This window comes from Lactococcus lactis, assembly GCF_029023865.1.
In the GTDB taxonomy this organism is placed as follows: Bacteria; Bacillota; Bacilli; order Lactobacillales; family Streptococcaceae; genus Lactococcus; species Lactococcus lactis.
In genome coordinates this window covers 964,708-990,816 of the sequence record NZ_CP118969.1, presented here as the reverse complement: position 1 = coordinate 990,816, position 26,109 = coordinate 964,708, and the positions used below count along the sequence as shown (strand labels likewise).

Below are 26,109 nucleotides of genomic sequence, written 5' to 3'. Positions count from 1 at the left end.
AAATATTTTTTTATAGATTAAACTTTTCCTCCAGCGGATAAAAGTCTTTCGCCAAATTATCAACTCTATTTTTGGCAGCCTCCATATCCCGAGTGATATATCCAATGACAGTCTGACTTGGATTCTTCAGACTATTTATTTCCTGAAGATTTTCTTTAAGTTCACTAAACTTTGCATATTCTGCATCATAACCCTTTTTGGAAATATTATAGGCTATAGCTGCTGCTTCATATACTTTTTTGTGTTCTTTGTATTTTTCTGTCATAGCTACTAAAGAAGGTTCAACAAAATTATAAATTTCATTTGAGATATTGGCTTCTTCCTCTGTAGCTTTTACCTTGTCATCTATAGCCTGAAGATTTTGCTCGAATTTTTCTTTGTTTGATTTTGTTTTTTCAAAATCTTTAATCAACATCTCCCAATCATTTTTTATGGTGTTCGCATGATGATATTTTTTTCGAGATTCTTCAAATGTTGCTTTCTTTTCTTGATAATCTTTCTTAAGAAGTTCATAGACAGAGACAATTCCATTTAATTGACTTTCAGCAGCTTTAAATTCCTCTTGTTCTACCGCTAATTTTTCTTTTATTTCTATAAAAGCATCATTCTTTACTGATTTTTTATCAATCAGGTTTTGAACTTCATCATTAATATTTTTCAGAGCTAAAGAGTTTTCTTCAAACTTCTTTTGGGCAGCTTTTCTATCGTTAATAACATTTTCATACTCTTTAGTAATTTCTTGATATTCTTTCAGACTTTGCTCGTACTTTTTCTTAACTTCCTCGTACTTAATCATTTCCGAGTTATAATTTTGTTTTTTATCGGCAATTTTTTGAGAAAGTAGATTAAAATCTTTCAAATTACTGTTTAATTTAAGATAAGCTTTTTTATATTCTCCTAAATCAACAGAATATTTTTCGGAATGTTGAAGATATTTTTCAAGTAACTGCTTATATGTTCTTAATCCTGAAGAATATGAATTTCTTCCTAACATAACCTCCACTTCCCTTTGTCTTACTGGTAATGTTTCTTTCTTGTCTTTCAAATCAACTTGACTTTTCTGAATTTCCGCTGATAGTACTTTCTCTTCTTGCTCTTTCGTATTTTTCAAGAACAAACCATTCAAAATATTAAGTTGTCTACCTTGTTTCTTCATCAACGAACCTAACCTCTCTAATAAATAAAGTTATAAAATAATAATAAAAAATAATAGCATTAGACAGATAGATTGATTACCTATCTGCCTAAAATTTAGAAAAGGAATCGTTTCAAAAGATTATTGAATCTTTTAGACATCCTTTATTGTTACCAAGGGAGACTTTGAGTAGCCCATTCTTTAAAACCATCAGTTTCAATTCCATGCCATTCGTTTTGAGGATTGGCACTTTTATCTTCTACTTGTTTTTGTAATTCTTGTGTCCAGCCCGAAAAAATATCAGAAACGCTAGTAATTAGTTTATGTTGCTCTTCCCACCATGCTTTTTCATCGATCGGTGGATATTTTTGAGATTTTAAATACATATTTGTCAAATAATTTTCAAAATCCGTTACTAAACACTCTGGCTTCCATTTGCGAATCATTTCAAACCAATATCTATTTTCGCGAGCATAAATATGTGCTTGATAATTAAACTTATTTTCAACAGTCCTAGTAATAGAATTAGGATTTGCTAACCACATATAAACTTTTTCTTCAAGGAAACAAGTATCTGTTGCTAATTCACAAGCCAAACCAACAAAATAAGTGTCTTCATAGATTGGTAAATCAGGCATAAATCGTAAGCCTAACATTTCTATATAACTTCGTTTGTACCACTTCCCATATGCTGCCTTGCGGTCGCCATTTCCATGAACTGTGTAGGTGTAAGGATTTCCCGCAATTTGTTCCCAATAACTCGCTCTAATCATTTGATGCCCTTGATTTGAAGCGTTATAAAAGGGCCATAATGCTCCTACATAATAAAGAACATCATCAGCATCTATGAACATAATATATTCACTTATACTGTTATCAATACCGTATTGTCTAGCTACACCAGGACCACCATTGGGAATTTCGTGGTAATGAATTTCTAACCTATCTGCCAAAACATCAAACTTACTAAGGTCAATAGTCTTCCCACCATCATTAACAAGATGAATATCTAGTTGAGAAAGATCAACTCCAATTTGATTATAAATGGACGAAAGTGGCAACATTAACTCAGCTTCTGTCTGTCCTTTAAAAGGGATAATAATACTTACTTTCTTCATATCTTTTGTTTCTTCCCGTAAATCATTGATTAGTATGATATTCAGATTCTTATTTCTTCATTTTCATAAAACTAGTCTTTTTAAGTTTATTGGCAATTGTTAAAACAGTGGCTAAATCATCTAAACTTCAAAAAACATAAATAGTTTCTCTTGCAATATAAAACTTTTGCAAGAGAAGCTATTTTCAAAATTTATCTAAATGAATTTAATACTAATTAATTTTCTTTGCGGCGTTTCACTTCAGTAAGAGTCATAACTCCAAGTAATGCACTGATTCCAAGTGCAATTGCTTCAGCACTATTCATACTGTCATCACCTGTTTAGGTAATGTTGTATTATTTGAATTAAGTGTACTAAAGCCACTATTACTTGAAAGTGGTTTGGCTGTTGATCCAGATGTACTTCCAGAATTATTTGGCGTCGGTGTATTTGAATTCTTGCCTGAAACCGTACCATCTGGATTAATTACTTCGCCATTTGGAAGATGAATTGTACCATCTGGGTCTACTACTGTTCCTCCTGGAACATTATAAGTCCCACCAGGGTTTGTAACTGTACCTCCACCTGGAAGTGTAATACTTCCGTCTGGGTTTGAAACAGATGGACCATTTGGTTTGATATTAACATCATCCCCTGTACCTGGCTTACCATCTTGACCTGGAAGTTTAATGTTACCTCCTGGATCTACTACGCCACCACCTGGGAGATGAATTGTACCATCTGGATCTACGACTGTTCCTCCTGGAACTTTTATTGTGCCTCCTGGGGTTGTAACGCTACCTCCACCTGGAAGTGTAATACTTCCGTCTGGGTTTGAAACAGATGGACCACTTGGATTCACATGAACATCATCGCCTGTACCAGTTTTACCGTCTTGGCCTGGTAATGTAATCGTGCCATCTGGGTTAACGACGCCACCGCCTGGGAGATGAACTGTACCGTCAGGATCTACGACACTTCCGCCTGGAACATTAATCGTTCCTCCTGGTGTTGTAACTGTACCTCCACCTGGGAGAGTAATACTTCCATCTGGATTTGAAATAGATGGACCATTTGGTTTAACCTTACCGTCATCGCCTGTACCTGTCTTACCATCTTGTCCTGGTAATGCAATCGTACCATCTGGATTAACGATATCGCCACCTGGGAGATGAACTGTGCCATCTGGGTCTACAACACTTCCACCTGGAACATTAATTGTTCCTCCTGGTGTTGTAACTGTACCTCCGCCTGGGAGGGTGACACTTCCATTATCTCCTGGAATAATTGGGCCGTTTGGTTTGATTTTACCGTCGTCACCTGTGCCAGTTTTACCGTCTTGACCTGGTAATGTAACGGTACCATCTGGATTAACGATATCGCCGCCTGGGAGATGGATGGTTCCGTCTGGGTCTACTACCGTTCCTCCAGGAAGGGTTATATTACCATTTGGTGTTGAAGCTGTTCCTCCTCCAGGTAATGTAACACTTCCGTTGTCTCCTGGGACAACTGGACTATTAGGGTTGAGAGTTGTATCATCATCTGTTCCTGTTTTACCATCTGGTCCTGGAACAGTAACAGAACCTCCAGGGTTGATAACAGTACCTCCTGGGAGATGAATGGTTCCATCTGGGTCTACTACTGTTCCTCCAGGGACATTGTATGAGCCATCAGGACGGTCAACTTTTCCACCATCACTTGGAAGTGTAACACTTCCGTCTGAACCTGGTGACAATGGTTGATCTCCAGTTACAGTAACATCATCTGCTGTTCCTAACTTACCATCTTGTCCTGGAAGCACAATGGTGTTGCTATCGCTTGGGTTGGTTGTATTTCCACCGCCTGTGCCGTCGGTTGGGTTAGTTGTATTTCCACCACCTGTGCCATCGGTTGGGTTGGTTGTATTTCCGCCACCTGTGCCGTCGGTCGGGTTAGTTGTATTTCCACCGCCTGTCCCGTCGGTTGGGTTAGTTGTATTTCCACCGCCTGTCCCGTCGGTTGGGTTGGTTGTATTTCCGCCACCTGTGCCATCGGTTGGGTTAGTTGTATTTCCACCGCCTGTGCCGTCGGTTGGGTTAGTTGTATTTCCGCCACCTGTCCCGTCGGTTGGGTTGGTTGTATTTCCGCCACCTGTGCCGTCGGTCGGGTTAGTTGTATTTCCACCGCCTGTCCCGTCGGTTGGGTTAGTTGTATTTCCGCCACCTGTCCCGTCGGTTGGGTTAGTTGTATTTCCACCGCCTGTGCCGTCGGTTGGGTTAGTTGTATTTCCGCCACCTGTGCCGTCGGTCGGGTTAGTTGTATTTCCACCGCCTGTCCCGTCGGTTGGGTTAGTTGTATTTCCGCCACCTGTCCCGTCGGTTGGGTTAGTTGTATTTCCACCGCCTGTCCCGTCGGTTGGGTTAGTTGTATTTCCGCCACCTGTCCCATCGGTTGGGTTAGTTGTATTTCCGCCACCTGTCCCATCGGTTGGGTTAGTTGTATTTCCACCACCTGTGCCATCGGTTGGGTTGGTTGTATTACTTGAATCATTAACAGTAATATTAGCCACGCTAGAAACACTTGCACCCGTTGTTGGGTCAGTGTAAGTGTATGTTACGCTAGGTACACCTGGTGTTGAAGTATCAACAGTACCAGTAACAGTCACATCATTAATTGTCAATACAGTTCCAGTAGAACTTGTTCCACCTGTGAAGTTATCTGCTGCAGTCCACGTTGAACCTTCGTCAATCGTAGAATCTTTTGTTGTCAATGTTGGTTGAATAGCATCATAAACGAAGTTAATCACACCGTTTGCATCGGCAACAGATACTGCTTTGTTATTTACATCGTTAAGAACATAACCTGCTGGTGCTGTTGGAGCGTTAACTGTTTCATCGCTGTATTTTTCATAGGCAGTTGCTTTTGCATTAGCAATTGCTTTTCCTGTTGAATCAACTGGAACAATGCTTCCTTTGACTGTATTTGTGTTGTATTGGTAAACAACTGAAGTATAGTCTGTTGTCGTATTTGTTTGACCTGCAAGCGCAGTTGGTGTCACTTTAAATGTTTCAGGAACGAAAACGTTATCAAGTTGACGTTGAGTTGTTGCAGCAGATTGTCCTTGGTAATAATGGTTAGCCGTTGCAAGATTTGTTGCGATTTGTGAAGATGGGTCTGCTGCTGTGAATCCTACAGTAACCGTTGCAACCCCCGTTGCCGAAGCGTTTGCAATACTATTTACTACTTGTGAAACAATATTAGATGTTGATTGAGTGACCCAGTTAGATGTATTATTGACAAGGTCAGAAGCGCCAGCTGTAACAGAGTTTAAGCCTTGCATAGCTGATGAAGCAAAAGAACCTACGCCGTTAACTACTCCATTAATTACAGTATTGAAGACACCATCTAAGAATGAACCCGTGTTAAGTCCAGGGTTAAAGTTTGACAATCCAGCAATCGCATCAATCAGGGTTTGAGGAATCGTTACAATAGTTTTCAACCCTGCTGAAGTGGCTTGAATATAGCCATTGACAACAAGTGCCACTTTATTGGTCAAAGCAGTCAAAGGGCTGTGAGAACCCGTGTCCGAAACAGTATAAGTACCATCTGCATTTTGGGTTACATTTGCGAGGAAAGATTCATTAAATGTACCATTAGCATTTATTACTTCAGGTACTTCTTTAGCAAGAGCAGTCATTTGGTCTTGTGAAGCTTGAACATTTGCTGCATAGCCATTGAGAGCAGTTGCGAGTGTGTTAATCAAGCTAGAAACTTGTCCCATACCAGTTTGAATACCTTGTGTAATTCCTGAAACGTTCACTCCTACCAATTGACCAATTGATTGGTTAATAATAGGAAGTTGAGCACCAAAGATTGAATTCAAAGCATTTGTAATCACTGACGTTCCGCCAGATAACAAACCATTTAATGAAATATTTGTACTACCAAAAGCTGAGTTTACAGTATTTGTGATAAAGTTTTGGATGACATCAGTAGGGATTAAACCATTTGTTACCGCCGTAACAGTTTGCAAAACACCGTTTGCAATAGTTGTAATCAATGATGACACGATGTTTCCGTTCAAGGCATTTCCAAGGTTATTGGCAATCCCTTGAATGACATTAGAAATCCCCTGAGCAATTCCTGGAATTGGACCAGCAACAACTGTTCCCCAAGCTGCAGTGAAGGCTGTATTAAGTTGTGATGCAACATTAGAGTCTGTCGTATAAGTGATATTAACCACTGCTTGTGATGCAACGCTTGAGCGCAGATAACCAGGCGTTGAACCGATATCTAAAGCATCAATTGCATTATTGTTGCTCGCAATTGATGCTTGAATTGCTACTAAATTATTGGCGTAAGAAGCTGCGGTACCATCAAAACCATTGGCAGCGTAATAAGAATTATAAAGTGATTGAGCATCGGCATACTGGCTAGCCAATGCTATATTAGCATCAGAGTATGAAGCAGCTACTGAAGAAGCTGAGGCCATAATCGAGGCAGCTGATTCTGTTGGCGTGAACATAGATGCAGCACTAGAACCTGTAGGATAGCCAGGTACATTTTCAGTCCCAATGACATAATCACCACCAGCTGTTTGATAGTAAGCTTCATTACCATTGACATTGAGCGCACCATCACCTTTTGAAGCATCATAAGCAACGTTTACATTAGCAACAGAAAGCCCTGCATTCGTTAAATCTGATGGTGCTGAAACCGTCCAAGTATATGAACCTGTTGCACCATTTACAATATTTAATGTACCAGGAACTTGTTGAGTATCTTTAATGTCAAAGCTTACTGATGATGAGGCACCAGAACCTGCTGTTACAGCTCCATTTGAGTTCAAGTTGGTATCTGATGTTTTCAAGATGGCATCAGATGAACCAGGTGTTGCCAAACTTGCTTGAGCACTAGAGCCTGTTGCAGTACCAGCAACACCAGAAGAATTCAAATCTTGAACGGCATAAGACCCGTTTGTGTTTGTTGCAACAGAATTTTCAGCTACACCACTATCTGTTTTGAGTTGAGAAGAGTTGGAATTTACTACTGAACCATCAGTGTAAGAACTTGGATTCGCAGATAAAGGATTAGAACTAGAAGCTACAGCTGAAGACTGAGCTGAACTAGAGACCACAACTGAAGATTGTGCTGCAGACTGAGCTGAGCTATAATTTACGTTGTTAGCAGAGTTAGCAAGGCTTACATTATTGCTTCCTGCACCAGAAGATCCTGCATTTGAGCCAAGAGCCCCTGTTGCAGTGTTATCAGCTCCAGTTTGTTGGCCTGGTAAAACTTGGTCAGCTTTTACGCTTGGTGCAGCAATCGCTCCTCCAGCTACAATCAAGGCTAAAACTGACGAGGCGTAAAGCCATTGTTTTCCTGATTTCCATGTTCTGAAATTTTCATGAACATGGACATTTTCAGGGATTTTTAGGTTTTTTTTATTCATTTTTATTTTTCGCTCCTAACAATAAAATAATAATAATTTATGACAGCTTATTCATTATAACTATCGAATATTTCGACAATTTTATTTATAAAAAAATTCTGGATAAATTATCAGAACTTTCGTTTATGAATTAAGTATTCTATTTTTCTTCTACCAAAGGCTGGAAATCCTCTAATAGTAATAGCTCTCATTCTCACACTTTATCCTTTCCTTTCTTTTTTAACTAAATCCAACTATTTGCTTCAATAACTCGGTCTTTTTCTCTTCTATGGTTATAAATGATAATAAAGACCTTTTAGGGAATACAAAAAATTCCTTAGATTGAATTACACAACTTTATTTCTTTTATTTCAATACATTTCTCTTGTTTGTTTTTGCTTTAATATAAATTACTATGGTATTTCTTTGAATACACCTGCTTTTTATCGCCTTATCCACAAGGCCTAATGGTAGCGGGTATTCTTTATACCCCACTCAATCCGCTTTATTACTTTTACGTTACATCATCATTTTGTTACTTAAGTCAAACAAAAAAGAACTATTCAAATAGCTCTTTTATATTTAAATGCAAAATAGAAAAAATCCTCATCAAAAAGATGAGGATTTTTTTACAAATTGGTAGCATTTGAAGCTATTACTTCTTTATACCAATCAAATGATTTTTTCTTAGAACGTTTTTTTGTTCCTTTTCCTTCGTCATCTAAGTCAACGTAGATGAATCCATAGCGCTTACTCATTTCGCCTGTAGATGCTGAAACTAAATCAATACATCCCCAAGGCGTGTAACCCATTAGGTCAACGCCGTCTTCAACTGCTTCATTCATTGATTGAATGTGTTTTTTGAGATAATCAATACGATAATCATCTTGTATCGTTCCGTCTTCTTCTACTTTATCAATTGCGCCTATGCCATTTTCGACAATGAAGAGCGAAACTTGATAGCGACCGTATAAATCATTAAGGGCATAACGAAGTCCGTCAGGGTCAACTGCCCAACCCCATTCGCTTTCTTTTAAGAAGGGGTTTTTAACTCCTCCAAGAACCATATTTCCTGAAGCTTGAACGCCTTCCCCTGTTTTTGATTCTACAGTCGACATATAATAACTAAATCCTATATAATCAACTGTTCCTTCTTTTATTATCTTTAGATCTTCTTCGGAAATTTCAAGTGCATCTGCATTTACTCCGTGTTTACGGTGAAGTCGATTCGTAAATGCGGGATAGGCTCCTCGAACTTGTACATCATTACAGAAATAATTAAACTCTTGAATGCTTTCTTGTGTTGCTAATTGATTTACTGGGTTTGCATCGAACGAATAAGTTGTTGAATAAATACTCATACAACCAATTTGTAAACTCTTATTCAAGTCATGCCCAAATTTTACAGCTTGAGCACTTGCAACAAATTGATTATGCCAAGCTTTGAAAACATTAGTTTTGTCATCTCCACCATTAGATGGAACAAGTCCTTGACTTAAACCTGAAAAGAATGTTGCTGAATTGATTTCGTTAAAAGTCATCCAATATTTCACTTTGTCTTGATAACGTTCTAACAAAACTTTTGCAAAACGGACATAAAATTCGATTAGTTCACGATTTTTCCATCCTCCATATGTTTTAGCTAAATTAAGTGGCATTTCATAGTGAGAAATTGTAACTACTGGTTCAATTCCATATTTCAAACACTCATCAATTAGTTGATCATAAAAAAGCAAACCTTTTTCATTTGGAGTTGTTTCATCTCCCATTGGAAAAATTCTTGACCAAGCTACCGAAAAACGGTAAGCTTTAAATCCCATTTCTGCAAATAATGCAATGTCTTCTTTAAAATGATGATAATGATCAATTCCATCATGATTTGGATAAGTAAAATGTTCAGTATCAATCGTCCAATCAAATTCCGGACTTGCAAGAATTGCCAATCTTTTTTTACCTCCTGGCATTGCATCTGCTACTGATAGCCCTTTACCATCTATATCATAAGCACCTTCTAATTGATTTGCTGCCGTTGCTCCACCCCATAAAAAGTCTGTTTTAAATGTCATTTTATAATTTTCCTATCTAATTTTTAAAGTTTTTCATCAATGCTATTTTAAACTGGATTTGCCACTAATTCAGTTGTTTGTGCATTAACTGCAGTTAGTAACACTTCATTTTGATGAATCGTCGATTGATTTGTAACTAGAATGTCCATATAATCCTGAGTATTTGTTACAATGATTGGAACTTGAGTACTGTATCCCGCATTTTGAATACGCTCAATATCAAACTTGAGGAGTAAGTCACCTTTTTTTACACTCTGTCCTTGTTTTACAAAGGTTTCAAAGTATTTTCCTTCAAGTTGGACAGTATCTATTCCGATATGAATGAGAAGTTCAGTTCCCTCATTTGAAATTAAACCTATGGCATGTTTAGTTGGGAACAAAATCATAACCATTCCATCAAATGGAGCACGAACCTCACCTAGTGTTGGTTCAATCGCCGCTCCTTTGCCCATTACACCTGCAGAAAAGGCTGCATCTTTAACTTGTGATAGTGGAATAACTTTTCCTTCAAGAGGGCTTCCAATTATTTCTTTATTCGTTTTTTGTTTATTAAATTTTTTGTCAGGGATTGGATTTTCAATAACATCATCTTCAAATCCCACAAGATAGGTTACTACAAAGCCTGCTATAACTGCTACAGCTGATACAATCATCATTTTAATCGCGCCTGAAACTTCACCTGTAAGGGTAATATTAGATGTAAAACTGAAGATTCCCAAAGCTCCCATTGTATAGGCTTTAATTCCCAAGACCATGGCAACAGCTGATAAAATTCCACTTACGATACATGAAACCCAAAATGGACGTTTCTTAGGGAGGGTAATTCCGTAAATTGCTGGTTCTGTAACACCAAACCAACCAGAAATAAAGGCTGGTATTGCTAATTCACGAAGTCGTTTATCTTTTGTTTTTAGCATCACTGCTCCAACAGCTCCAGTTTGCGCAAACGCTGCAACACTTGCGGCAATTAAAAGCGCGGTTGGTTCTCCTTTTGCTAATGCGATAATTGCAAATGGAACAATTGCCCAATGTAGTCCAAACATGACTAAGACTTGCCAAGCAAATCCTAGCACTAAACCAAAGATAATAGGATTAAATCCTTGTAATGCTAGTAAACCTTTACCTAAAGCATCTGAAGCAAGATTCATTACTGGTCCAATAACTAGGAAGCCTAGAGGAATTGAGATGATTGCCGTAAAGAATGGTGTCAAGAAAAGCTTTACTACATCAGGAATAATTTTCTTTAACTGGTGTTCTAAAAATGCTGCAAATGCTGTAATGGCAATAATTGGCATTACAGAAGACCCGTAGCCAGCAGTTGGTACTGAAAAAGGAATTCCAAAGAGGCTTAATCCACCACTTTCTGCAAATGTTTTTGCAACTGTTCCGTCTACGAAACCTGGGTAAACAAGTGCTGCCGCAATCATCATTCCAACAAATGGTGAGCCATTAAATTTTTTCATTGAAGTATATCCAATGAAAATTGGTAGGAAGAGAAATAGACCATCACCCATTGCATTAAAAACAGCATAGGTTGCAGATGCTTGAAAACTTTGTCCCAAGGCAAAGGATAAAATTGCATTAACCCCTTTAATCATACCCGCTGCTGCTAATGGAGCTAATATTGGTTGGAAAATTCCTGAGATCAATTCCACAAATTGATCGAAAAGGTTTCCTTTTTGTGCAGAGTCTGCTGGTGAGGTATCAAGTACCCCAAGGACAGCATCTACATCTGCACGCACTTCTGGTACATGATTCCCAATAACGACTTGGTATTGGCCGCCAGATTGCATTACTGTAACTACACCATCCATATTTTTCAGGACATCGGTATTTGCTTTTTTCTCATCTCTGAGTTTAAAACGTAACCGTGTAATACAGTTAATCACTGAGATGACATTTTCTTTGCCACCTACATTTGCTACAATGTCTTTTGCAAGAGCTTCATATTTGCCCATTACAAACCTCCAAAATAATATATTTTTTAGAGGTTTCGCCAACTTAATGTCACGATCCAATTGTTACCATAGTTGATGATGACTAAAGTCATCTTAAAAATTAATCTTGTATTTTTTCTAAAATACGTGCTAGATGAACGGTCATATATATTTGTTCATTTTGAGAAACTTCGTACGACCTTGTCTGTTTAAGAAACTCACTGACTTTTTTTGTTCCTATGTATGCTCTTGGGTATTTTCTGGTTATTAGAAGGAATAAGTCTTCATCGGTGCTTTCATCACTTTTTGTATTAGAAAGTATTCTTTCGGTGAAAAATTTAAGGTGAGTAATGAACCTTTGAAAATAAATATCTTGCTCATTAAAGTTTACTTGTAAAGTATACTTTAGAGTTGTTAATATTTCTTCCATTAATTTTGTTAATTCCGTTGCATATTCATGACCACTTCCCAGGGTTCCATTAACAATGTGCATGGCCAGAAAACCTGCTTCATCTTCTGGAAGTGAGATATTAAGTTTTTCTTGAACTTTTTGAAGTGTTTCAAGACAAAGTGCAAATTCTTCTGGAAAAAATCTCTTAATATCCCACAAAAGAAAATTTTTAATAGTTATATTGTCTTTTTCACGAATAATTGCTGCATTTAAATGGTCAGCGAAAGCAACCAATACGGTATCAGAAATTGTTTTATCAAATTTTGTTTTTGCTTTTGCTAAAGTTAAAATCGAAAGTTCTACGATTCCACTTGGAATTTCCGAAAGTAATTCTGAAAAATTCTGTTGCTCAGAAGTTACTTTCAATGCAAAAATTTTTTCAATTTTTTTGTCTTCAACAACTTCACCTGCTTTTTTCCCAAATCCTAAGCCTAAACCCATAAGAATGGTTTCTTCATTATCATTTTGAGCAATGACTACATTATTGTTCAGAACTTTTTTGATTTTCACATTCTTCTCCATTTCACAAAAATAGACCTTATCCCCCTATGACTATAGGTTTGATAAGGTCTAGCTTAACTTAATAATCACTATCCAATTTTTTGTAACCGTTTTATTTAATAAAAGTATACCATTTGTAAAGTGGACTGTCAAGGATATATGGTTTTATTAATTTTTCAATTATCTTAAAAATTGATTGCGTTTTCAATAAATTTAATAACTTCGTTTTCTTTACCTTCATGTAAATCACGAACAATTTTTGAACCAACAATAACTCCTGAGGACACTTTATTAAAACGGTCCACATCAGATAATGTAGAAATTCCAAATCCTGTCAAAACAGGAATATCCGTTAATGAAGACAACGCTTTTAAATGTTGGTCAAGCTGGTTACTATAAGCATTTTCTTTCCCAGTTACTCCATTTATTGCAACGGCATAGATAAATCCTTCAGCATCGGCTACAAGTTCTTTTTGCCGAGAAAGTGGCGTGGTTAATGAGACCAGAGGAACTAAACAGATATCTTTATCATTGATAAAGGGTTTGATATAGTCCTCATGCTCTTTAGGCAAATCAGGAATGATAAGGCCTTTAACTGGTGTTTCTTCAAGAGCTGCAACAAACTTTTCAATTCCAAACTGATAAACGGGATTGAAATAGGTCATAATTACTAGAGGAACTTTTGTATCAATTGTTTTTAAGGTTTCAAGAATACTTGAAAGTGATACATTTCTTGCTAAAGCACGCAAACCTGCTTGTTCGATGACTGGACCATCAGCAACCGGATCTGAAAATGGAACGCCAATTTCAATAGCGGAGCTCCCGGCTTGTTCAAGCAGTTGAATGGTTTCTTTAAGACCTTCTAAGCCTTTTTCATGGTCGCCAGCCATCATATAAGGAATAAAATTATTTTTTTTATTGCTTAAAGTCATTTGTAAAGTTTTCATTTTTTCACCTCTTTTTCTGCTTCAAGTCGTTCTTTAACTTGAACCACATCCTTATCTCCACGTCCTGAAAGACAAACAATCATTGATTTATCTGCTCCTAATTCTTTTGCTAATTTGACTGCATAGGCGATAGCATGAGAACTTTCTAGTGCTGGGATAATTCCTTCAGTTCTAGATAAGATTTTAAAACCTTCAAGTGCTTCTTCATCTGTAATATCAACATATTTTGCTCGTCCAACAGCATTGAAATAAGAGTGTTCTGGTCCGATTCCTGGATAGTCTAAACCGGCTGAAATACTAAAGGCTTCTAAGATTTGACCATTTTCATCTTGAAGGACATCCATGAGTGTTCCGTGAAGAACACCGGGGCGGCCTTTAGTAATTGTTGCCGCATGATGTGGCGTATCAATACCAAGACCAGCAGCTTCGACACCATACATTGCAACTGATTCATCATTAACGAAGGGATAAAAAAGTCCCATCGAATTTGAACCTCCACCGACACAAGCTACTAAAGCATCTGGAAGTTTATTTTCTTTTTCTAAAAATTGGGCACGCGCTTCTTGTCCAATAACAGCTTGATAATCACGCACAATTTGTGGAAATGGATGTGGTCCAAGAACTGAGCCCATTACATAATGCGTATCTTCAACTTGAGCAACCCATGCTCTAAGTGCTGCATTAACCGCATCTTTAAGTACGCGTGAACCATCAGTTACTGAATGAACTTTTGCCCCGAGTAATTCCATGCGAAAGACATTGAGAGATTGTCTTTTAACGTCTTCTTCACCCATATAAATCGTACATTCCATGCCAAAGAGGGCAGCAGCGGTTGCGGTTGCGACACCGTGTTGGCCTGCCCCTGTTTCAGCAATGACTTTATTTTTTCCCATTTTTTTGGCAAGGAGGACTTGTCCGAGGGCATTGTTAATTTTGTGTGCTCCTGTATGGTTTAGGTCTTCTCTTTTAAGATAAATTTTTGCTCCGCCCGCATATTCTGTTAAGCGTTTTGCATAATAGAGTGGGTTTTCTCGTCCAACATAGTCTTTAAGTAATTCTTTAAGTTCTGCTTGAAAGAGAGGGTCTTTTTTACTATCTACGTAGGCTTCTTCTAATTGTTTTACTGCTGTCATTAGTGTCTCAGGTACGAATTGGCCCCCGAATTGGCCGTAAAATCCTTTGTTGTTAGGTTGGTTGTAGGTCATGTTGTTGCTCCTTTGATTTTTTTTATTTATTTTTTTAGTTCTTCTCTTAAAATTCCATATTTTATTGAATCATACCAAGTTTCTTGCCAATATCTAACTTTTCTGATTTGCCCTTCAAGTTTTAGACCACTTTTTTCTCCTAGTCTCATCATTCCTTGATTTCCTGACCAAGTTGTAAATCCTATGTGCTGAATCTTCGGATAAGTTTCAAAAAGGTGCTTCAACCAAAAAGATAAGGCATCCTGTCCAATTCCACGTCCCCACAATTTACTATCATAAATCACTATACCAAACTCAAGCCATTTTTGTAATTTACCGTCTTCCCAATAAGCTGACAGCATTCCAATGATTCGATTTTGAAAGATAATAAGTGCAACATTTGGTTGATTTATTTTAAGAGATATTTTTCTTGAAAATTCTTCCCAACTCAGGATTGGCTCCTCAAAATAGGGAGCGTTGAAAGACATCCAATGTAAATCAGATTTAGGTCCATAACTAATTTGCCAAAGCTCTAATATATCTTCTTTTTGAATTGACTTAATAATGAGACCATTTCGAATCTCTACACCCTCTTCAATAAGATTATCATTCATTGTCATTCCTCTTCTGTTCCTTTATTAACTTATCTAAAATAAAGGAATCTTTTTGCTTCCCTCCTCGCCACTCATCTCGTTTTGCTGCCTGATAGATTTTAAGGGATTGTTCAACATTTGGAAGATGATATTTTTCGCCATTTTCCATTCTTTCTTGTTGAATGGTCAAATAGTCAACCCCGGCATAGTTTTTAAGGGTCTCCACACTTGCAAAGCCAACATTAATGCTAGCTTTTTCAAATTTATGCTCATGTAAGTCAATGAGCTGATAACCTAATTCTTCCATTAAACTTGTTAATTGCTCAAAATTTTCAAAATCAGGCTTTTTGAGTTGAATATCAATGTCATCAGGATTTGTTGGAAAATTGATTATTTGCTCAACTGCTAAACTTCCCATTAAATAAGGGATAATCTTATTTTCATTTAGCTTTTTTGTGATTCTTAAAAATTCTATAAATAATTGCTTTGATGAGGCAAGGCTTGCATTTTGAACAAAGTTTTTTATTTTTGTAAGGTTTTTAATTCCGTCAGTTTCTACTCCAGAAGAAACATCCACACCGTAGGCATTTGGAAAATGTTGAATAGCAGCTGCTACATTTTCTGGATTAAGTCCACCAGCGATGAAAAATTTATTTTTCAGACCGCTGGTCACCAAAGAGTCCCAATCAAATGCTTGACCACTTCCAGCTTGTGGACTATCAAATAATAAAATTACATCTTCGTATTCTTTAAATTCTTGGTCTGGCCTTATTGCTTTAATAACCGAAACATCTAGTTGATTAATGTAATTCATATCTTCATTTCCGTGAAGCTGAACCAGATCAAGTTGAGCAACTTGAATAGCTTTTTTTACAAAATTAATAGGTTCATCAACAAAAACTCCTACTTTTTTGACTGTTTTTGGGACATCGTTTGTGATTTGAAGAATTTTTTCTGGTGCAACTTGGCGTTTTGAGGGACTAAGAATAAAACCGAGATGTGTGACACCAGATTCTACGGCTGTATCAACAGCTTCTTTTGTAGATAAGCCACAGATTTTAATTTTCATTCGTTTTCCTCTTGACTTTTAAATCTTTCAAAGATTTTTCTAGATTTTCTGATTGCATGAGTGCTGTTCCAACCAATATTCCATTGAAAGTATCGGAAACTTTTTGGGCTTCGTTTGCGCTAAAAATGCCTGATTCGGAAATGTAGTTACTGTCTTCTTTAAAGTAGGGTGTCAAATCTACTGAATTTTGTAAGCTCACTTCAAAGGTTTTTAAATTACGATTATTAACTCCAATAATTTTAGCTCCAAGCTGATGAGCAATCTCAAGTTCTGCTTTATTATGTGTTTCAACAAGAACTTCAAGTCCTAGTGAAATTGCGTAGTTGTAGAGGTTTTGGAGTTTGGGGTATTGATTTTCAAAAACTGCGACAATGAGTAAAATAACTGTTGCTCCCGCATTAACTGCCCGATTGATTTGTTTTTTATCGATGATAAAATCCTTGTTCAAGGTGGGGATTTGGACATTTTCTGAAATTTCACGGAGATATTCAATATTTCCTTTAAAAAATACAGGGTCAGTTAAGACGGAAATCATAGCGGCACCGGCTTGTTCGTAATTTTTGGCTTGGTCAACGATATCCACTTCTAAGTTAATATCACCTAGACTGGGCGAAGCTTTTTTGACTTCGGCAATCACTTGAAGCTGGTCGGAATGTTCTTTTAAGTAATCATAAAAATTGTATGTTTGACGAACTTTTCCTACTTGTTCTTCTGGCATTTTAGCAATTTCAAGTCGTTTTTCTGCTAGGATTGTTTCTAGAAATTTTCCTTTTTTTATGTTCATATTTTTCTCTCATTTTCTGCTATTTCAAAATTTGCCATCAAGATTTTTAACCAATTTGTTCTGCTTGTAATTCATGCAACTTGGTAAGAGCTGCTCCTGTACTAATTACTTCTCTTGCAAGGTCAACTCCGGATTTAATGGAATCAACTTTTCCATTGGCATAAAATCCAAGTCCGGCATTTAAAACGGTCGTTTCTAAAAAGGCTGACGGTTGATTTTCAAGGACATTTTTTAAAATTTCAGCATTTTCTGGGGCTTCACCTCCACGAATATCATTGAGTTGAACTTCTGAAATACCAACGTCTGAGGCTCTAAATTCATGCAAAGTCACTTTGTCATTTTCTAAAAGTGCGTAATGATTAAGTCCAAAGGGAGTTGCTTCGTCCATTCCGCCTTCACCTGTGATGACTAATGCTCGCTTACGGCCCAAGCCTTTCAAAACATTTGCTGTTAATTCAAGCAAATCAGGACGTGAAGTCCCGAGCAACTGTGTTTCAAGTGAAATTGGATTGATTAGTGGCCCAGTCAAGTTCATAATTGTTGGAATTTCGAGTTGTCTGCGGACTGGCGTGAAGTATTTCATCGCTGGGTGGAGATTTTGAGCAAAAAGGAAAACTAAACCAACTTTGTCAAAAACTTGAGCTAACTTTTCTGCTGGTAAATAAAGATTGATTCCTAAGGTCTCAAGAACGTCTGCCGAGCCAGATTTACTGGTAATGGAGCGATTTCCGTGTTTTGCCATATTGACTCCACCAGCTGCTAAAACAAAAGCGGCTGTGGTTGAAATATTAAAACTGAATGAGCGGTCGCCTCCTGTTCCACAATTGTCCATCGCATTTGTCAAATTTGTTGGAATGGGAATCGCTGCTTTTTGTAAAGCTCGAGCCAAACCAGTCAATTCGCTTGCTGCTTCACCTTTCATTTTTAATGCTACTAAAAAGCTGGCAATTTGGACCTCGCTTAATTCACCTTGGATAATTGAATTAGCAAGCATATTCATTTCATTTTCGGTCATGTCACGACCTGACATCACTTTTTCAAGTTCATTTTTCATTTGATGACTCCTTGTTTTCATTTACTTGGTTGACAAAATTTTCAATCATGGTCATACCATCCAATGTGCCAATGGATTCTGGGTGAAATTGTAATCCATAAATCTGTTCTTTTTCATTTTCAATAGCCATAATTTCACCATCATCTGTCGCGACTGCTGTGATTGCAAAATCTGGTAAAGCGACTGCCTCATCCATGACAATTGAATGATAGCGCATAACTAGAAATTTTGAGGGAAGATGATTGAAAAGTAAATTTCCTGAGGTCTGACGGACTTGTGAATTCTTGCCATGCATGACTTGATGTGCCAATCGAAGTTTGCCACCAAAAACTTCAACGATAGCTTGAAAACCTAGACATATTCCTAAAATTGGTTTTTGACCTGCAAATTGCTGAATAAGTGTTTCCATTTTTCCAGCATCCGCAGGCCAACCAGGACCTGGTGAGAATATTAAGGCATCTGCTTTTTCTGCCATATTTTCCAAAGAATCATCGTCATTTTTCACAACTGCTACATCAGTCAAAGCACCTACATACTGCACTAAGTTGTAAGTGAAACTATCGTAATTATCTATTATTAAAATCAATTTTGTCTCCTATTTTTAACGACAAGGCCTGTCAGTAATTTTTTATTTTCTGTCAGTAAAAAATTACTGACAAAATTATCTGATGATGTTAAATTTTTTATCTCTACATCTTTTTGGGTCTATTTATTGACCAACTTTCAATAAGCCTTGGGCTTTGTTTAAGGTTTCTTGATATTCATGTTCGCGTACTGAATCGTAAACAATTCCGGCTCCTGCTTGAACATGTGCTTTCTTGTCTTTCAAGACCATTGTCCGAATGGCAATTGCAAAATCACAATTTCCATTTTTCGTTAGATAACCGATAGCTCCTCCATAAATTCCTCGTTTTTGCGTTTCAAATTCATAAATTCTTTGGTAGGCTCGATGCTTCGGTGCTCCTGATAGCGTCCCCGCTGGTAATGTGGCGCGTAAGGCATCCATAGCTGTAAATTCAGGACGAAGCTCGCCGGTCACTTCACTTGTAATATGCATGACGTAGCGATATTTCTCAACTTTCATGAAAACAGGAACTTCGATTGAACCATATTTGGAAATTTTACCAATATCATTTCGTCCTAAATCAACAAGCATTTTGTGTTCAGCGACTTCTTTGGGATCACTTTCTAAATCTTCAATAAGAGCTTGGTCTTCAAATTCATTTTGCCCGCGTTTTCTTGTTCCAGCAATTGGATTGGTTGAAACTTGATTTCCATGAACAGCAACCAAACGCTCTGGTGAGCTGCCAATGACATGAAAATTATCGAATTCCATAAAGTACATATACGATGAAGGATTTTCAACCCGAAGCTTTCTGTAATAATTAAAGGGGTTGTCAGTAAAATCGGCTGTTAAACGTTGTGATAAAACAACTTGGAACATGTCACCATTTCTGATAAGTTCCTTTGCTTTAGTAACTTTTTCTTCAAAAAGTTCTTGAGACATATTGCTGACGAAATTCAGTTTACTTAATTCTGTCAGTTCATTTTCTGCTTCTGTCAGTAAAGATAATGACTCAATATTTGCTGACAGCGCGTTTTGTAACTCTTTTTCTGAACGCTGACTGTAAGTATTGTCTTCAATAAAAATCAGTTTTTCTCGTTTGTGGTCAAAAATTAGAGCTGATTCGTATAACATAAAATACATATCTGGGGTTCCAATCGAATCTTTCAGTTCAGGTTGAATGCCTTCAAAAATACCATAGGTATCAAATCCAGCATATCCAATCGCTCCACTTGTAAAAGGCAAGTCTAAATTTTCGTCAGTACTTTCTGGCTGACAAACTAATTTTTCCAGAAATTCCATTGGATTTTCATCGCTAATGATTTCGTCATTAACGCTTAAAATTCCATCAGTAAATTTGATGAGCTTCACAGGATTTAACGCAATAATTGAAAAACGTGATTGGTCATTTTCTCTGGGAATGGATTCTAAAATTACTTTATTCTTCCCTTTCAGGCGAAGATAAACCGAAATTGGGGTCATGGTGTCTGCTGAAATCTCTTTAATTTTTCTCATGTTTTCTCTCTATCTATAGGTTTGAGGAAGTCTTTTCCATTGATACTGATTAGTTAAAATTTAAGCTTCGCCATCGTTGGTTCATTTTAGAAATCCTTTCAAAAAAATACAAAAAAGCCCGTAGAGTATCAAATACTCTACGGGCGTATGTCACGCGGTGCCACCGTAATTTAAGAGTCCCTAAAAATATTACAAAAATACTAGAAAAACTCTTCTTTTCCTCGTCTAACAACAAGTTGCTTGGTATCGGGAGCATCCGTGATTTTTATTGTTTCAAATCAAATTGCGAAAAACAAATCGTTCTCGACTTTCAAATCAGCCCATTCGCTCTGATGAATTTATCTGCTCGCACAACCGCAGACTTCCTGAAAAAATTCTGATATAGAGTTACTTTTCTGATGTTGAAAATAATTGTAAAACTTTTTATGAGACTTGTCAAGGATTTAAAAATATTTTTTTAAAAAAATGAAGAAATTAGAGCTAAAATGGCTAAATCACCTTGGGTCAAAATAATCTTTTTATTACTGGTCAAAGAGCCATACAAAGCCACTAAAATAATATAAATAAGCAGTAATCTAACAATTTCAAGTGGCGCTGACGAAAAGAATATTGCATAAATTAATCCTAAACCAATCAAACCGTTATAAATCCCTTGATTTTTAAAAAGCGTTTGAACTGAAGAACGTTCTAGCTCCTCTTTTCCCATATTAAACACACGACTGGTTGTTTTTGAGCTTGTAGCAAAGGTCTCTAAATACATAATGTAGAAAAATTCCAAAGCAACCAAAAGCGACAGAATAATTGTTAAAATGGTCAAATTACTTCTCCTTTTTATTTAAAAGTAGTGATTTTATCAGCATTCATGCGGACAGATTCATAACCTTCTTCAACGGCTTTACCAATTGACAAAATCATAACTGGGACAAAACGTTCTTTGTCTAAATCGAAAGCTTCTGCTAATTGATCTTTTTCAAAACCACCAATTGGATTTGTTTCGTAACCATGAGCTCTTGCCACCAACATCAATTGCATTGCTGCCAAACTTGAGTCAATTTTGACAACATCATTCATTTCTTGTTTAGAAAAACTCTTGTAATAAGGAATAATTGCTCCAATTTGTTGATCTCTGACTTCCTGAGGCATTTTTCCTTCAGCAACTGCTTGGTCATAGATTTCTTCACCTAATTCATAATTAAGCATGTCACCAAAAATTAAAATCATGGCTGATGAAGTATCATTTTGCCGGGTGTTAAAGCGAATTAAAGGTTTCAATTTTGCTTTTGATTCTTCGGTTTCAGCAATGATAAAACGCCAAGGTTGCATATTTACTGATGAAGGTGCAGCTGTTGCTTCTTGAATCATTTCAAGCATTTCTTCGTGAGAAATTTTGTAGTTTTCATCATAAAGTCTGACAGATTTTCTACCAAAAGTAATATCTGAGAAATCGTTATTTTTAAAGTTCTTATTCATTTTTTATTCTTTCATTGTGTTAATTTTGTGAGTAGTTCTAAAAGTTGTTCTTCTTCTAAAGCACTGAGCCCAATATTTAATATTTGTTGACTTGCATCTAGAGAATCATCATGTTTTTTTGCACAAAGTGCTAAATCATTTTTAGCTTTATCGGTAATTTCGACAAATACTTCTCGATTATTTTCTTTATTGCGCTCTCTTTTGACAAGATTTTTTTCTTCAAGTAATTTTAAATGTCTTGTTACAGCAGCACTATCAATTTTTAATTCATTTTGTAATTGACTTTGAGAGCAACGACCTTTACATTTTAAAATCATCATCAGTTGATAACGAGTAATACTATAACCCGTTGACTTCTCAAATTTTGCCGTCATTTCTTGATTTACAATTTTGAGCTGATAGAGTAACTGGCTGACTTTTTCAAGCTTCATAATTTATTTCTCCTTTCTTAATTGATTGGTCAATCATTGATTAGTCAATTATAGTATTAAAATAAATAAATTACAACTAAAAGAATTGAGAAATAAAAAAACTAGGATTCAGCCTAGCATTTTTCCCAATATAACAACTCAAATATCACTAATCTTTCCATTTCTCGAATTTCTGTTTCACTAAAAAATAATTGCGTCAAAGCCGCTAATTCTGTATTTGAAAGCTCATCAGAGAAATAATCAGAGAAAAACTGTGAACTTACTTTTTCTGATAAAAAGAATCTAAATTTCTTACTTTTAAATTCCCAGCCTAATTCCTCTAACCATACCTTATAAAGCAACATCTGCGCTTCTTTATTCTGTTCTTGATTAGGCAAATACAATTGTTCGACCTGACTAAAGAGATTATCCTCATCAAAAATCAAACGTAAAATTCCAACATTTCCATTGGCAATCCGATTTAATTCTACTAAGGCTTCTTTTGACTCCAATGCAGGATTCATGGCTGAAAATACAAAATCATAAGTATTTTCTTTTGTATTCTTTAAAAATTTATTTTGTTCTTGATGCGTAAAAGTGATTTTATTTGAATCAGCTGACTTATTCTTGGCAAATTCTAACATTTTTGCTGACAGATCAACAAGATGATAGCTGTCAGTAAAATTTGAAAAGTGTGGAATATATTTGCCTGTCCCACCAGCTAAATCTAAAAATTGACTTGTTGGTAAAAGTTTTTCAGCCACCAAAAATTCCTTTAATTGCTGACCAATATCAACCAAGCTTTCATTTTGAATTTCTTCATATTCTTGAGAAAACTCATCCCAATATTGTTCTAATTCTTTAGTATTATCATCCATTTGTCAGCCTCTTTCTCAATAATTATCAGTCCTATCTATAATTATAACAAAAGCTTTTAACTAAGCCTAAATTCATTAACCTAAAATCCGACCAATAAAATAATGGATAAAAATTGTTAGTAAACCAATAATAATATTTCTAAGAATTGCTTTAATTACCAAGCCATCAGAAAGCTTAGCACTAATCATTCCAGTTAAGGCCATTGCAAGCATTGTTGCAAAAATTGTTGCTGGAAATTGCCAAGCACCCTTAACTAAAATCATGGTTAGTAAAGGAAAAAGTCCACCAATCGTAAATGAAATTATTGATGAACCTGCTGCTTGCCAAGGATTCATATAATGTCCTAAAGCAATATCATATTTTACTGACAGAACAGTTTCCAAAGGTTTTCGAGCAAGTAATTCATTAGCAATTTCTGCTGAAGTTTCCGGACTGATTCCTTTTTCAATATAAAAATCTTTCACTGCTACTTTTTGATTTTTAAAATCTTTTTTCAGTAATATTTTTTCTTCTTGAACCACAACTTTCTCACTATCAGATTGAGAACTGACACTTGCATACTCACCAGAAGCCATTGAAAAAGCACCAGAAATCAAATTTGCCAAACTAGCAATTAGTAAAGCAAAGCTACTTCCAGAAGCTGCGGAAACCGAAAAGAGCACACCAACAACTGTAAGAATTCCATCATTTGAACCCAAGACTCCCGCACGAACACTATTTAATTTTTCATCTATTGTCATTGTTTGTTTTTTCATCACAAACCTCCTTGTTTAAAGAGCAAACCCACTACATAAGTAACAAGCATCGTTAGAATCCCAGCAATAATATTTCTAAAAGTTGCATGTTTTTTATCAGCACCATTTAAATAAGCGGCGGCATAACCTGTAAATCCTAGAGCGATTAGTACGGAAATAAATGTTGCCAAAGCACTCCAACTTTTAGGAATTAAAGAAATGGCTAGCATAGGCAAAAGCGCTCCAGTTGGAAATGAGAGCATTGAGGCAATTGCCGCTCCTTTAGCACTCAATTCTTGTCCAATTGTAAAACCGTGTCTTTCACGAACCGTTGTTGCTAAAGCATCCTTTTTCATCATCTCATCCGTTGCTTTATGAGCTAGTTCATTAGAAATCCCATCTGCTCTATATTTTCGATAAACAAAATCAAATTCATTTTGATAATTAGTAGCAAGTGCTACTTTTTGTTCTTGGATAATTTTTTCCTGAGCATCACGTTGCGAACTGACCGAAACATATTCTCCCATTGCCATACTGACTGTACCTGCTAAAGTTCCGGCAAAACCTGCCAGCAAAATTGTCCCAATATGAGAGGTTGCGCCAGAGACACCAATGACAATCCCTGCAATCGAAATAATCCCATCATTTGCTCCCATAATACTTGCCCTGACAATATTATTTCTTTGAATTAAGTTATTTTTTTCTTTCATTATCTCACCTTTTTAGAATCATTCTAAACTATATTTTAGAATGATTCTAAACAAATGTCAAGTCATTGAAATGATTTTCTGTTGATGATATAATAAAATAAATAATAAAGATAGGAGTGCTGATTTTGGAACAAGACTTAAAAGAACTATTACAATCTCATGGTTTAAAAGCTACACCACAGCGTCTCATTGTCTTAGAATACCTGATAAAACATCAAACTCACCCAACGGCAGAGCAAATTCACGAAGATTTGGAAAATATTAGCTTAGCAACGGTCTATAATACCCTTGATAAATTGGTTGATAGTGAGTTAGTGATTGCTATAAATGACGGTAGTAAAAGAAGATATGACTACTACGGAGAGCCTCATTATCATGTTGTCAATAAATCGACAGGTGAGATTATGAATGTAGATAATTTTGATTTTCGTCCCCTAATGGAGGCCGCTCGAAAAGCTAGTGGTCTTAATATTACTGGTTACAAAGTTGAAATTTATGGAGTTGAAGATTAAAAAGCACTAATCCAATTAATTAGTGCTTTTTTTATTCTTTTATACCATTTCCAGTGAATATTTTACTATGCCCTGTAATTTATATATAATGATTATAGGAGGATAATATATTTAGAAATTGAGGATAAAAATGTCAAAAACAAAAAAACTCAACACATGGTACATATATGACTAAATTTAAAGGAATTATTTACGCTTCTTTGGGAGCCGCCTTTTTTGGGATTAGTAGTATTATTGCTGGACTCCTCTTTAATCGTTGTTCTATTGAGCCAGGTTGGCTAGTTACCACGCGCATGCTCTTTTCAGGCTTGTTGTTACTTGCTTGGTTAGCAATTACTAAGCACAACATTTTTAGTGTCTGGTCTTCTGTAAAATCAAGTCTAAGAATTGTAGCTTTTGGGATTTTCGGAGTACTTTTTGCACAATCTTCTTTTCTATTATCTGTTTATTATGGAAATGCAGCTATTGCAACTATTTTACAATCCCTAGGTCCCTCCATCATTATTATTATTTTAGCTATCAAAAGTAAAGCAATTCCACGTCGTCTTGATATTATTGCCATTTTTCTTTCTTTAATTGGTGTTTTTCTGCTTGTGACCAATGGAAATATTGGAGAACTTAGTTTTTCAGCTTCTGCTCTTGTTTGGGGGCTTTTATCCGCCCTTGGTGTTTGTGCTTACACTCTTATTCCATGTCCACTTATCAAAGAACACTCTCCTTTAAGCCTTGTTGCTTGGGCCTTATTAATTGGTGGTGTCATTTCTAATTTCTTACATCCAGTCACAAATTTACCTAAAAATTTTGATCAGACTGATTTACTTTTGGTCAGCCTCATCGTTGTTGTTGGAACGCTCTTAGCTTACTCTCTTTATATCAATAGTCTAAAATATACAGAACCTCATATTGTTGGTATGCTTGGAATGCTTGAACCTGTCACCGCTATTTTAATTTCCCCTTTATTCCTAGGCGTTTCATTTTTAGGATTCCAACAGTTAGGTATTTTTGTCGTCTTTCTGTCGCTATTTCTCATAAATTTTCCAACTAAGAAAAAATAAAAAAACAAAGCGTAAAAAATATGTTTTGTTT

At 36.3% G+C, this 26,109-nt stretch carries 22 protein-coding genes; 2 read left to right on the top strand and 20 right to left on the bottom strand.

Annotation, left to right across the window (positions count from 1 at the left end):
- Nucleotides 1–10: 10 nt before the first annotated feature.
- The 20 genes from PYW37_RS04980 to PYW37_RS04885 all read right to left on the bottom strand — a co-directional run bounded on the left by PYW37_RS04980 (nt 11) and on the right by PYW37_RS04885 (nt 24,511).
- Entirely contained in the window at nt 11–1,159 is a 1,149-nt protein-coding gene (locus PYW37_RS04980) for a hypothetical protein (RefSeq protein ID WP_232238899.1), read from the bottom strand.
- A gap of 146 nt (nt 1,160–1,305) precedes the next feature.
- The gene (locus PYW37_RS04975) at nt 1,306–2,253 is read right to left on the bottom strand and encodes a glycosyltransferase family A protein (protein WP_023188800.1); all 948 of its coding nucleotides are present in this window, start codon (nt 2,251–2,253) and stop codon (nt 1,306–1,308) included.
- Between the two features lie 301 nt (nt 2,254–2,554).
- Entirely contained in the window at nt 2,555–7,663 is a 5,109-nt protein-coding gene (locus PYW37_RS04970; RefSeq protein WP_197939427.1) for a bacterial Ig-like domain-containing protein, read from the bottom strand.
- Between the two features lie 608 nt (nt 7,664–8,271).
- Nucleotides 8,272–9,708 carry a glycoside hydrolase family 1 protein gene (locus PYW37_RS04965; protein ID WP_025016714.1) on the bottom strand — a complete coding sequence of 479 codons (1,437 nt, stop codon included), beginning with the start codon at nt 9,706–9,708 and terminating at the stop codon, nt 8,272–8,274.
- Between the two features lie 47 nt (nt 9,709–9,755).
- Complete coding sequence (locus PYW37_RS04960) at nt 9,756–11,666, bottom strand: beta-glucoside-specific PTS transporter subunit IIABC (protein WP_044009692.1); 1,911 nt, start codon at nt 11,664–11,666, stop codon at nt 9,756–9,758.
- 100 nt (nt 11,667–11,766) lie between these two features.
- Entirely contained in the window at nt 11,767–12,606 is an 840-nt protein-coding gene (gene licT, locus PYW37_RS04955; protein ID WP_021722748.1) for a BglG family transcription antiterminator LicT, read from the bottom strand.
- Between the two features lie 176 nt (nt 12,607–12,782).
- Nucleotides 12,783–13,544, bottom strand: coding sequence for a tryptophan synthase subunit alpha (trpA, locus tag PYW37_RS04950; protein WP_025016713.1), 762 nt, complete (start codon nt 13,542–13,544; stop codon nt 12,783–12,785).
- Nucleotides 13,541–14,749, bottom strand: a complete 1,209-nt coding sequence (trpB, locus tag PYW37_RS04945) for a tryptophan synthase subunit beta (protein WP_025016712.1) — start codon at nt 14,747–14,749, stop codon at nt 13,541–13,543. Before trpB ends, trpA begins: the two co-directional genes overlap by 4 nt.
- 26 nt (nt 14,750–14,775) lie before the next feature.
- A complete protein-coding gene (locus tag PYW37_RS04940) occupies nt 14,776–15,342 on the bottom strand; it encodes a GNAT family N-acetyltransferase (protein ID WP_017864685.1) in 567 nt (188 codons plus the stop codon).
- Nucleotides 15,335–16,390, bottom strand: coding sequence for a phosphoribosylanthranilate isomerase (locus PYW37_RS04935; RefSeq protein WP_023188794.1), 1,056 nt, complete (start codon nt 16,388–16,390; stop codon nt 15,335–15,337). Before PYW37_RS04935 ends, PYW37_RS04940 begins: the two co-directional genes overlap by 8 nt.
- Complete coding sequence (gene trpC, locus PYW37_RS04930; RefSeq protein ID WP_023188793.1) at nt 16,380–17,174, bottom strand: indole-3-glycerol phosphate synthase TrpC; 795 nt, start codon at nt 17,172–17,174, stop codon at nt 16,380–16,382. Before trpC ends, PYW37_RS04935 begins: the two co-directional genes overlap by 11 nt.
- Nucleotides 17,175–17,220: 46 nt before the next feature.
- Nucleotides 17,221–18,228 (bottom strand): anthranilate phosphoribosyltransferase, encoded by a 1,008-nt coding sequence (trpD, locus tag PYW37_RS04925; RefSeq protein ID WP_023188792.1) that lies wholly within the window; start codon nt 18,226–18,228, stop codon nt 17,221–17,223.
- Nucleotides 18,218–18,814 (bottom strand): aminodeoxychorismate/anthranilate synthase component II, encoded by a 597-nt coding sequence (locus PYW37_RS04920; RefSeq protein WP_012898079.1) that lies wholly within the window; start codon nt 18,812–18,814, stop codon nt 18,218–18,220. The genes trpD and PYW37_RS04920 overlap by 11 nt, the downstream gene beginning before the upstream one ends.
- Before the next feature lie 123 nt (nt 18,815–18,937).
- On the bottom strand, nt 18,938–20,308 hold the full coding sequence (gene trpE / locus PYW37_RS04915) for an anthranilate synthase component I (RefSeq protein ID WP_023188791.1): 1,371 nt from the start codon (nt 20,306–20,308) through the stop codon (nt 18,938–18,940).
- A gap of 457 nt (nt 20,309–20,765) precedes the next feature.
- On the bottom strand, nt 20,766–21,125 hold the full coding sequence (locus PYW37_RS04910) for a DUF1304 domain-containing protein (RefSeq protein WP_023188790.1): 360 nt from the start codon (nt 21,123–21,125) through the stop codon (nt 20,766–20,768).
- A 14-nt stretch (nt 21,126–21,139) separates the two neighbouring features.
- Nucleotides 21,140–21,778 (bottom strand): nitroreductase family protein, encoded by a 639-nt coding sequence (locus tag PYW37_RS04905; protein WP_025016710.1) that lies wholly within the window; start codon nt 21,776–21,778, stop codon nt 21,140–21,142.
- An 11-nt stretch (nt 21,779–21,789) separates the two neighbouring features.
- A complete protein-coding gene (locus PYW37_RS04900; RefSeq protein ID WP_017864691.1) occupies nt 21,790–22,209 on the bottom strand; it encodes a MarR family winged helix-turn-helix transcriptional regulator in 420 nt (139 codons plus the stop codon).
- Between the two features lie 113 nt (nt 22,210–22,322).
- Nucleotides 22,323–23,066 carry a methyltransferase domain-containing protein gene (locus tag PYW37_RS04895; protein WP_017864692.1) on the bottom strand — a complete coding sequence of 248 codons (744 nt, stop codon included), beginning with the start codon at nt 23,064–23,066 and terminating at the stop codon, nt 22,323–22,325.
- A gap of 75 nt (nt 23,067–23,141) precedes the next feature.
- A complete protein-coding gene (locus PYW37_RS04890; protein ID WP_025016709.1) occupies nt 23,142–23,822 on the bottom strand; it encodes a VIT1/CCC1 transporter family protein in 681 nt (226 codons plus the stop codon).
- Complete coding sequence (locus PYW37_RS04885) at nt 23,822–24,511, bottom strand: VIT1/CCC1 transporter family protein (protein WP_023188788.1); 690 nt, start codon at nt 24,509–24,511, stop codon at nt 23,822–23,824. Before PYW37_RS04885 ends, PYW37_RS04890 begins: the two co-directional genes overlap by 1 nt.
- A gap of 125 nt (nt 24,512–24,636) precedes the next feature.
- Between PYW37_RS04885 and PYW37_RS04880 the strand changes: the two genes are divergently transcribed.
- Nucleotides 24,637–25,023: a Fur family transcriptional regulator gene (locus tag PYW37_RS04880; protein WP_012898086.1), complete on the top strand. Its 387-nt coding sequence runs from the start codon at nt 24,637–24,639 to the stop codon at nt 25,021–25,023.
- A 167-nt stretch (nt 25,024–25,190) separates the two neighbouring features.
- Nucleotides 25,191–26,078 (top strand): DMT family transporter, encoded by an 888-nt coding sequence (locus PYW37_RS04875; RefSeq protein WP_025016708.1) that lies wholly within the window; start codon nt 25,191–25,193, stop codon nt 26,076–26,078.
- Nucleotides 26,079–26,109 lie beyond the last annotated feature (31 nt).

What these genes read in the sequence shown, in the direction of transcription:
- PYW37_RS04900 (WP_017864691.1), bottom strand. Translation starts at nt 22,209, where the DNA reads ATGAAGCTTGAAAAAGTCAGCCAGTTACTCTATCAGCTCAAAATTGTA.
- trpC (WP_023188793.1), bottom strand. Translation starts at nt 17,174, where the DNA reads ATGAACATAAAAAAAGGAAAATTTCTAGAAACAATCCTAGCAGAAAAA.
- trpB (WP_025016712.1), bottom strand. Translation starts at nt 14,749, where the DNA reads ATGACCTACAACCAACCTAACAACAAAGGATTTTACGGCCAATTCGGG.
- PYW37_RS04935 (WP_023188794.1), bottom strand. Translation starts at nt 16,390, where the DNA reads ATGAAAATTAAAATCTGTGGCTTATCTACAAAAGAAGCTGTTGATACA.
- trpD (WP_023188792.1), bottom strand. Translation starts at nt 18,228, where the DNA reads ATGAAAAATGAACTTGAAAAAGTGATGTCAGGTCGTGACATGACCGAA.
- PYW37_RS04875 (WP_025016708.1), top strand. Translation starts at nt 25,191, where the DNA reads ATGACTAAATTTAAAGGAATTATTTACGCTTCTTTGGGAGCCGCCTTT.
- PYW37_RS04905 (WP_025016710.1), bottom strand. Translation starts at nt 21,778, where the DNA reads ATGAATAAGAACTTTAAAAATAACGATTTCTCAGATATTACTTTTGGT.
- PYW37_RS04975 (WP_023188800.1), bottom strand. Translation starts at nt 2,253, where the DNA reads ATGAAGAAAGTAAGTATTATTATCCCTTTTAAAGGACAGACAGAAGCT.
- PYW37_RS04970 (WP_197939427.1), bottom strand. Translation starts at nt 7,663, where the DNA reads ATGAATAAAAAAAACCTAAAAATCCCTGAAAATGTCCATGTTCATGAA.
- trpE (WP_023188791.1), bottom strand. Translation starts at nt 20,308, where the DNA reads ATGAGAAAAATTAAAGAGATTTCAGCAGACACCATGACCCCAATTTCG.
- PYW37_RS04885 (WP_023188788.1), bottom strand. Translation starts at nt 24,511, where the DNA reads ATGAAAGAAAAAAATAACTTAATTCAAAGAAATAATATTGTCAGGGCA.
- PYW37_RS04895 (WP_017864692.1), bottom strand. Translation starts at nt 23,066, where the DNA reads ATGGATGATAATACTAAAGAATTAGAACAATATTGGGATGAGTTTTCT.
- trpA (WP_025016713.1), bottom strand. Translation starts at nt 13,544, where the DNA reads ATGAAAACTTTACAAATGACTTTAAGCAATAAAAAAAATAATTTTATT.
- PYW37_RS04965 (WP_025016714.1), bottom strand. Translation starts at nt 9,708, where the DNA reads ATGACATTTAAAACAGACTTTTTATGGGGTGGAGCAACGGCAGCAAAT.
- PYW37_RS04940 (WP_017864685.1), bottom strand. Translation starts at nt 15,342, where the DNA reads ATGAATGATAATCTTATTGAAGAGGGTGTAGAGATTCGAAATGGTCTC.
- PYW37_RS04960 (WP_044009692.1), bottom strand. Translation starts at nt 11,666, where the DNA reads ATGGGCAAATATGAAGCTCTTGCAAAAGACATTGTAGCAAATGTAGGT.
- PYW37_RS04890 (WP_025016709.1), bottom strand. Translation starts at nt 23,822, where the DNA reads ATGAAAAAACAAACAATGACAATAGATGAAAAATTAAATAGTGTTCGT.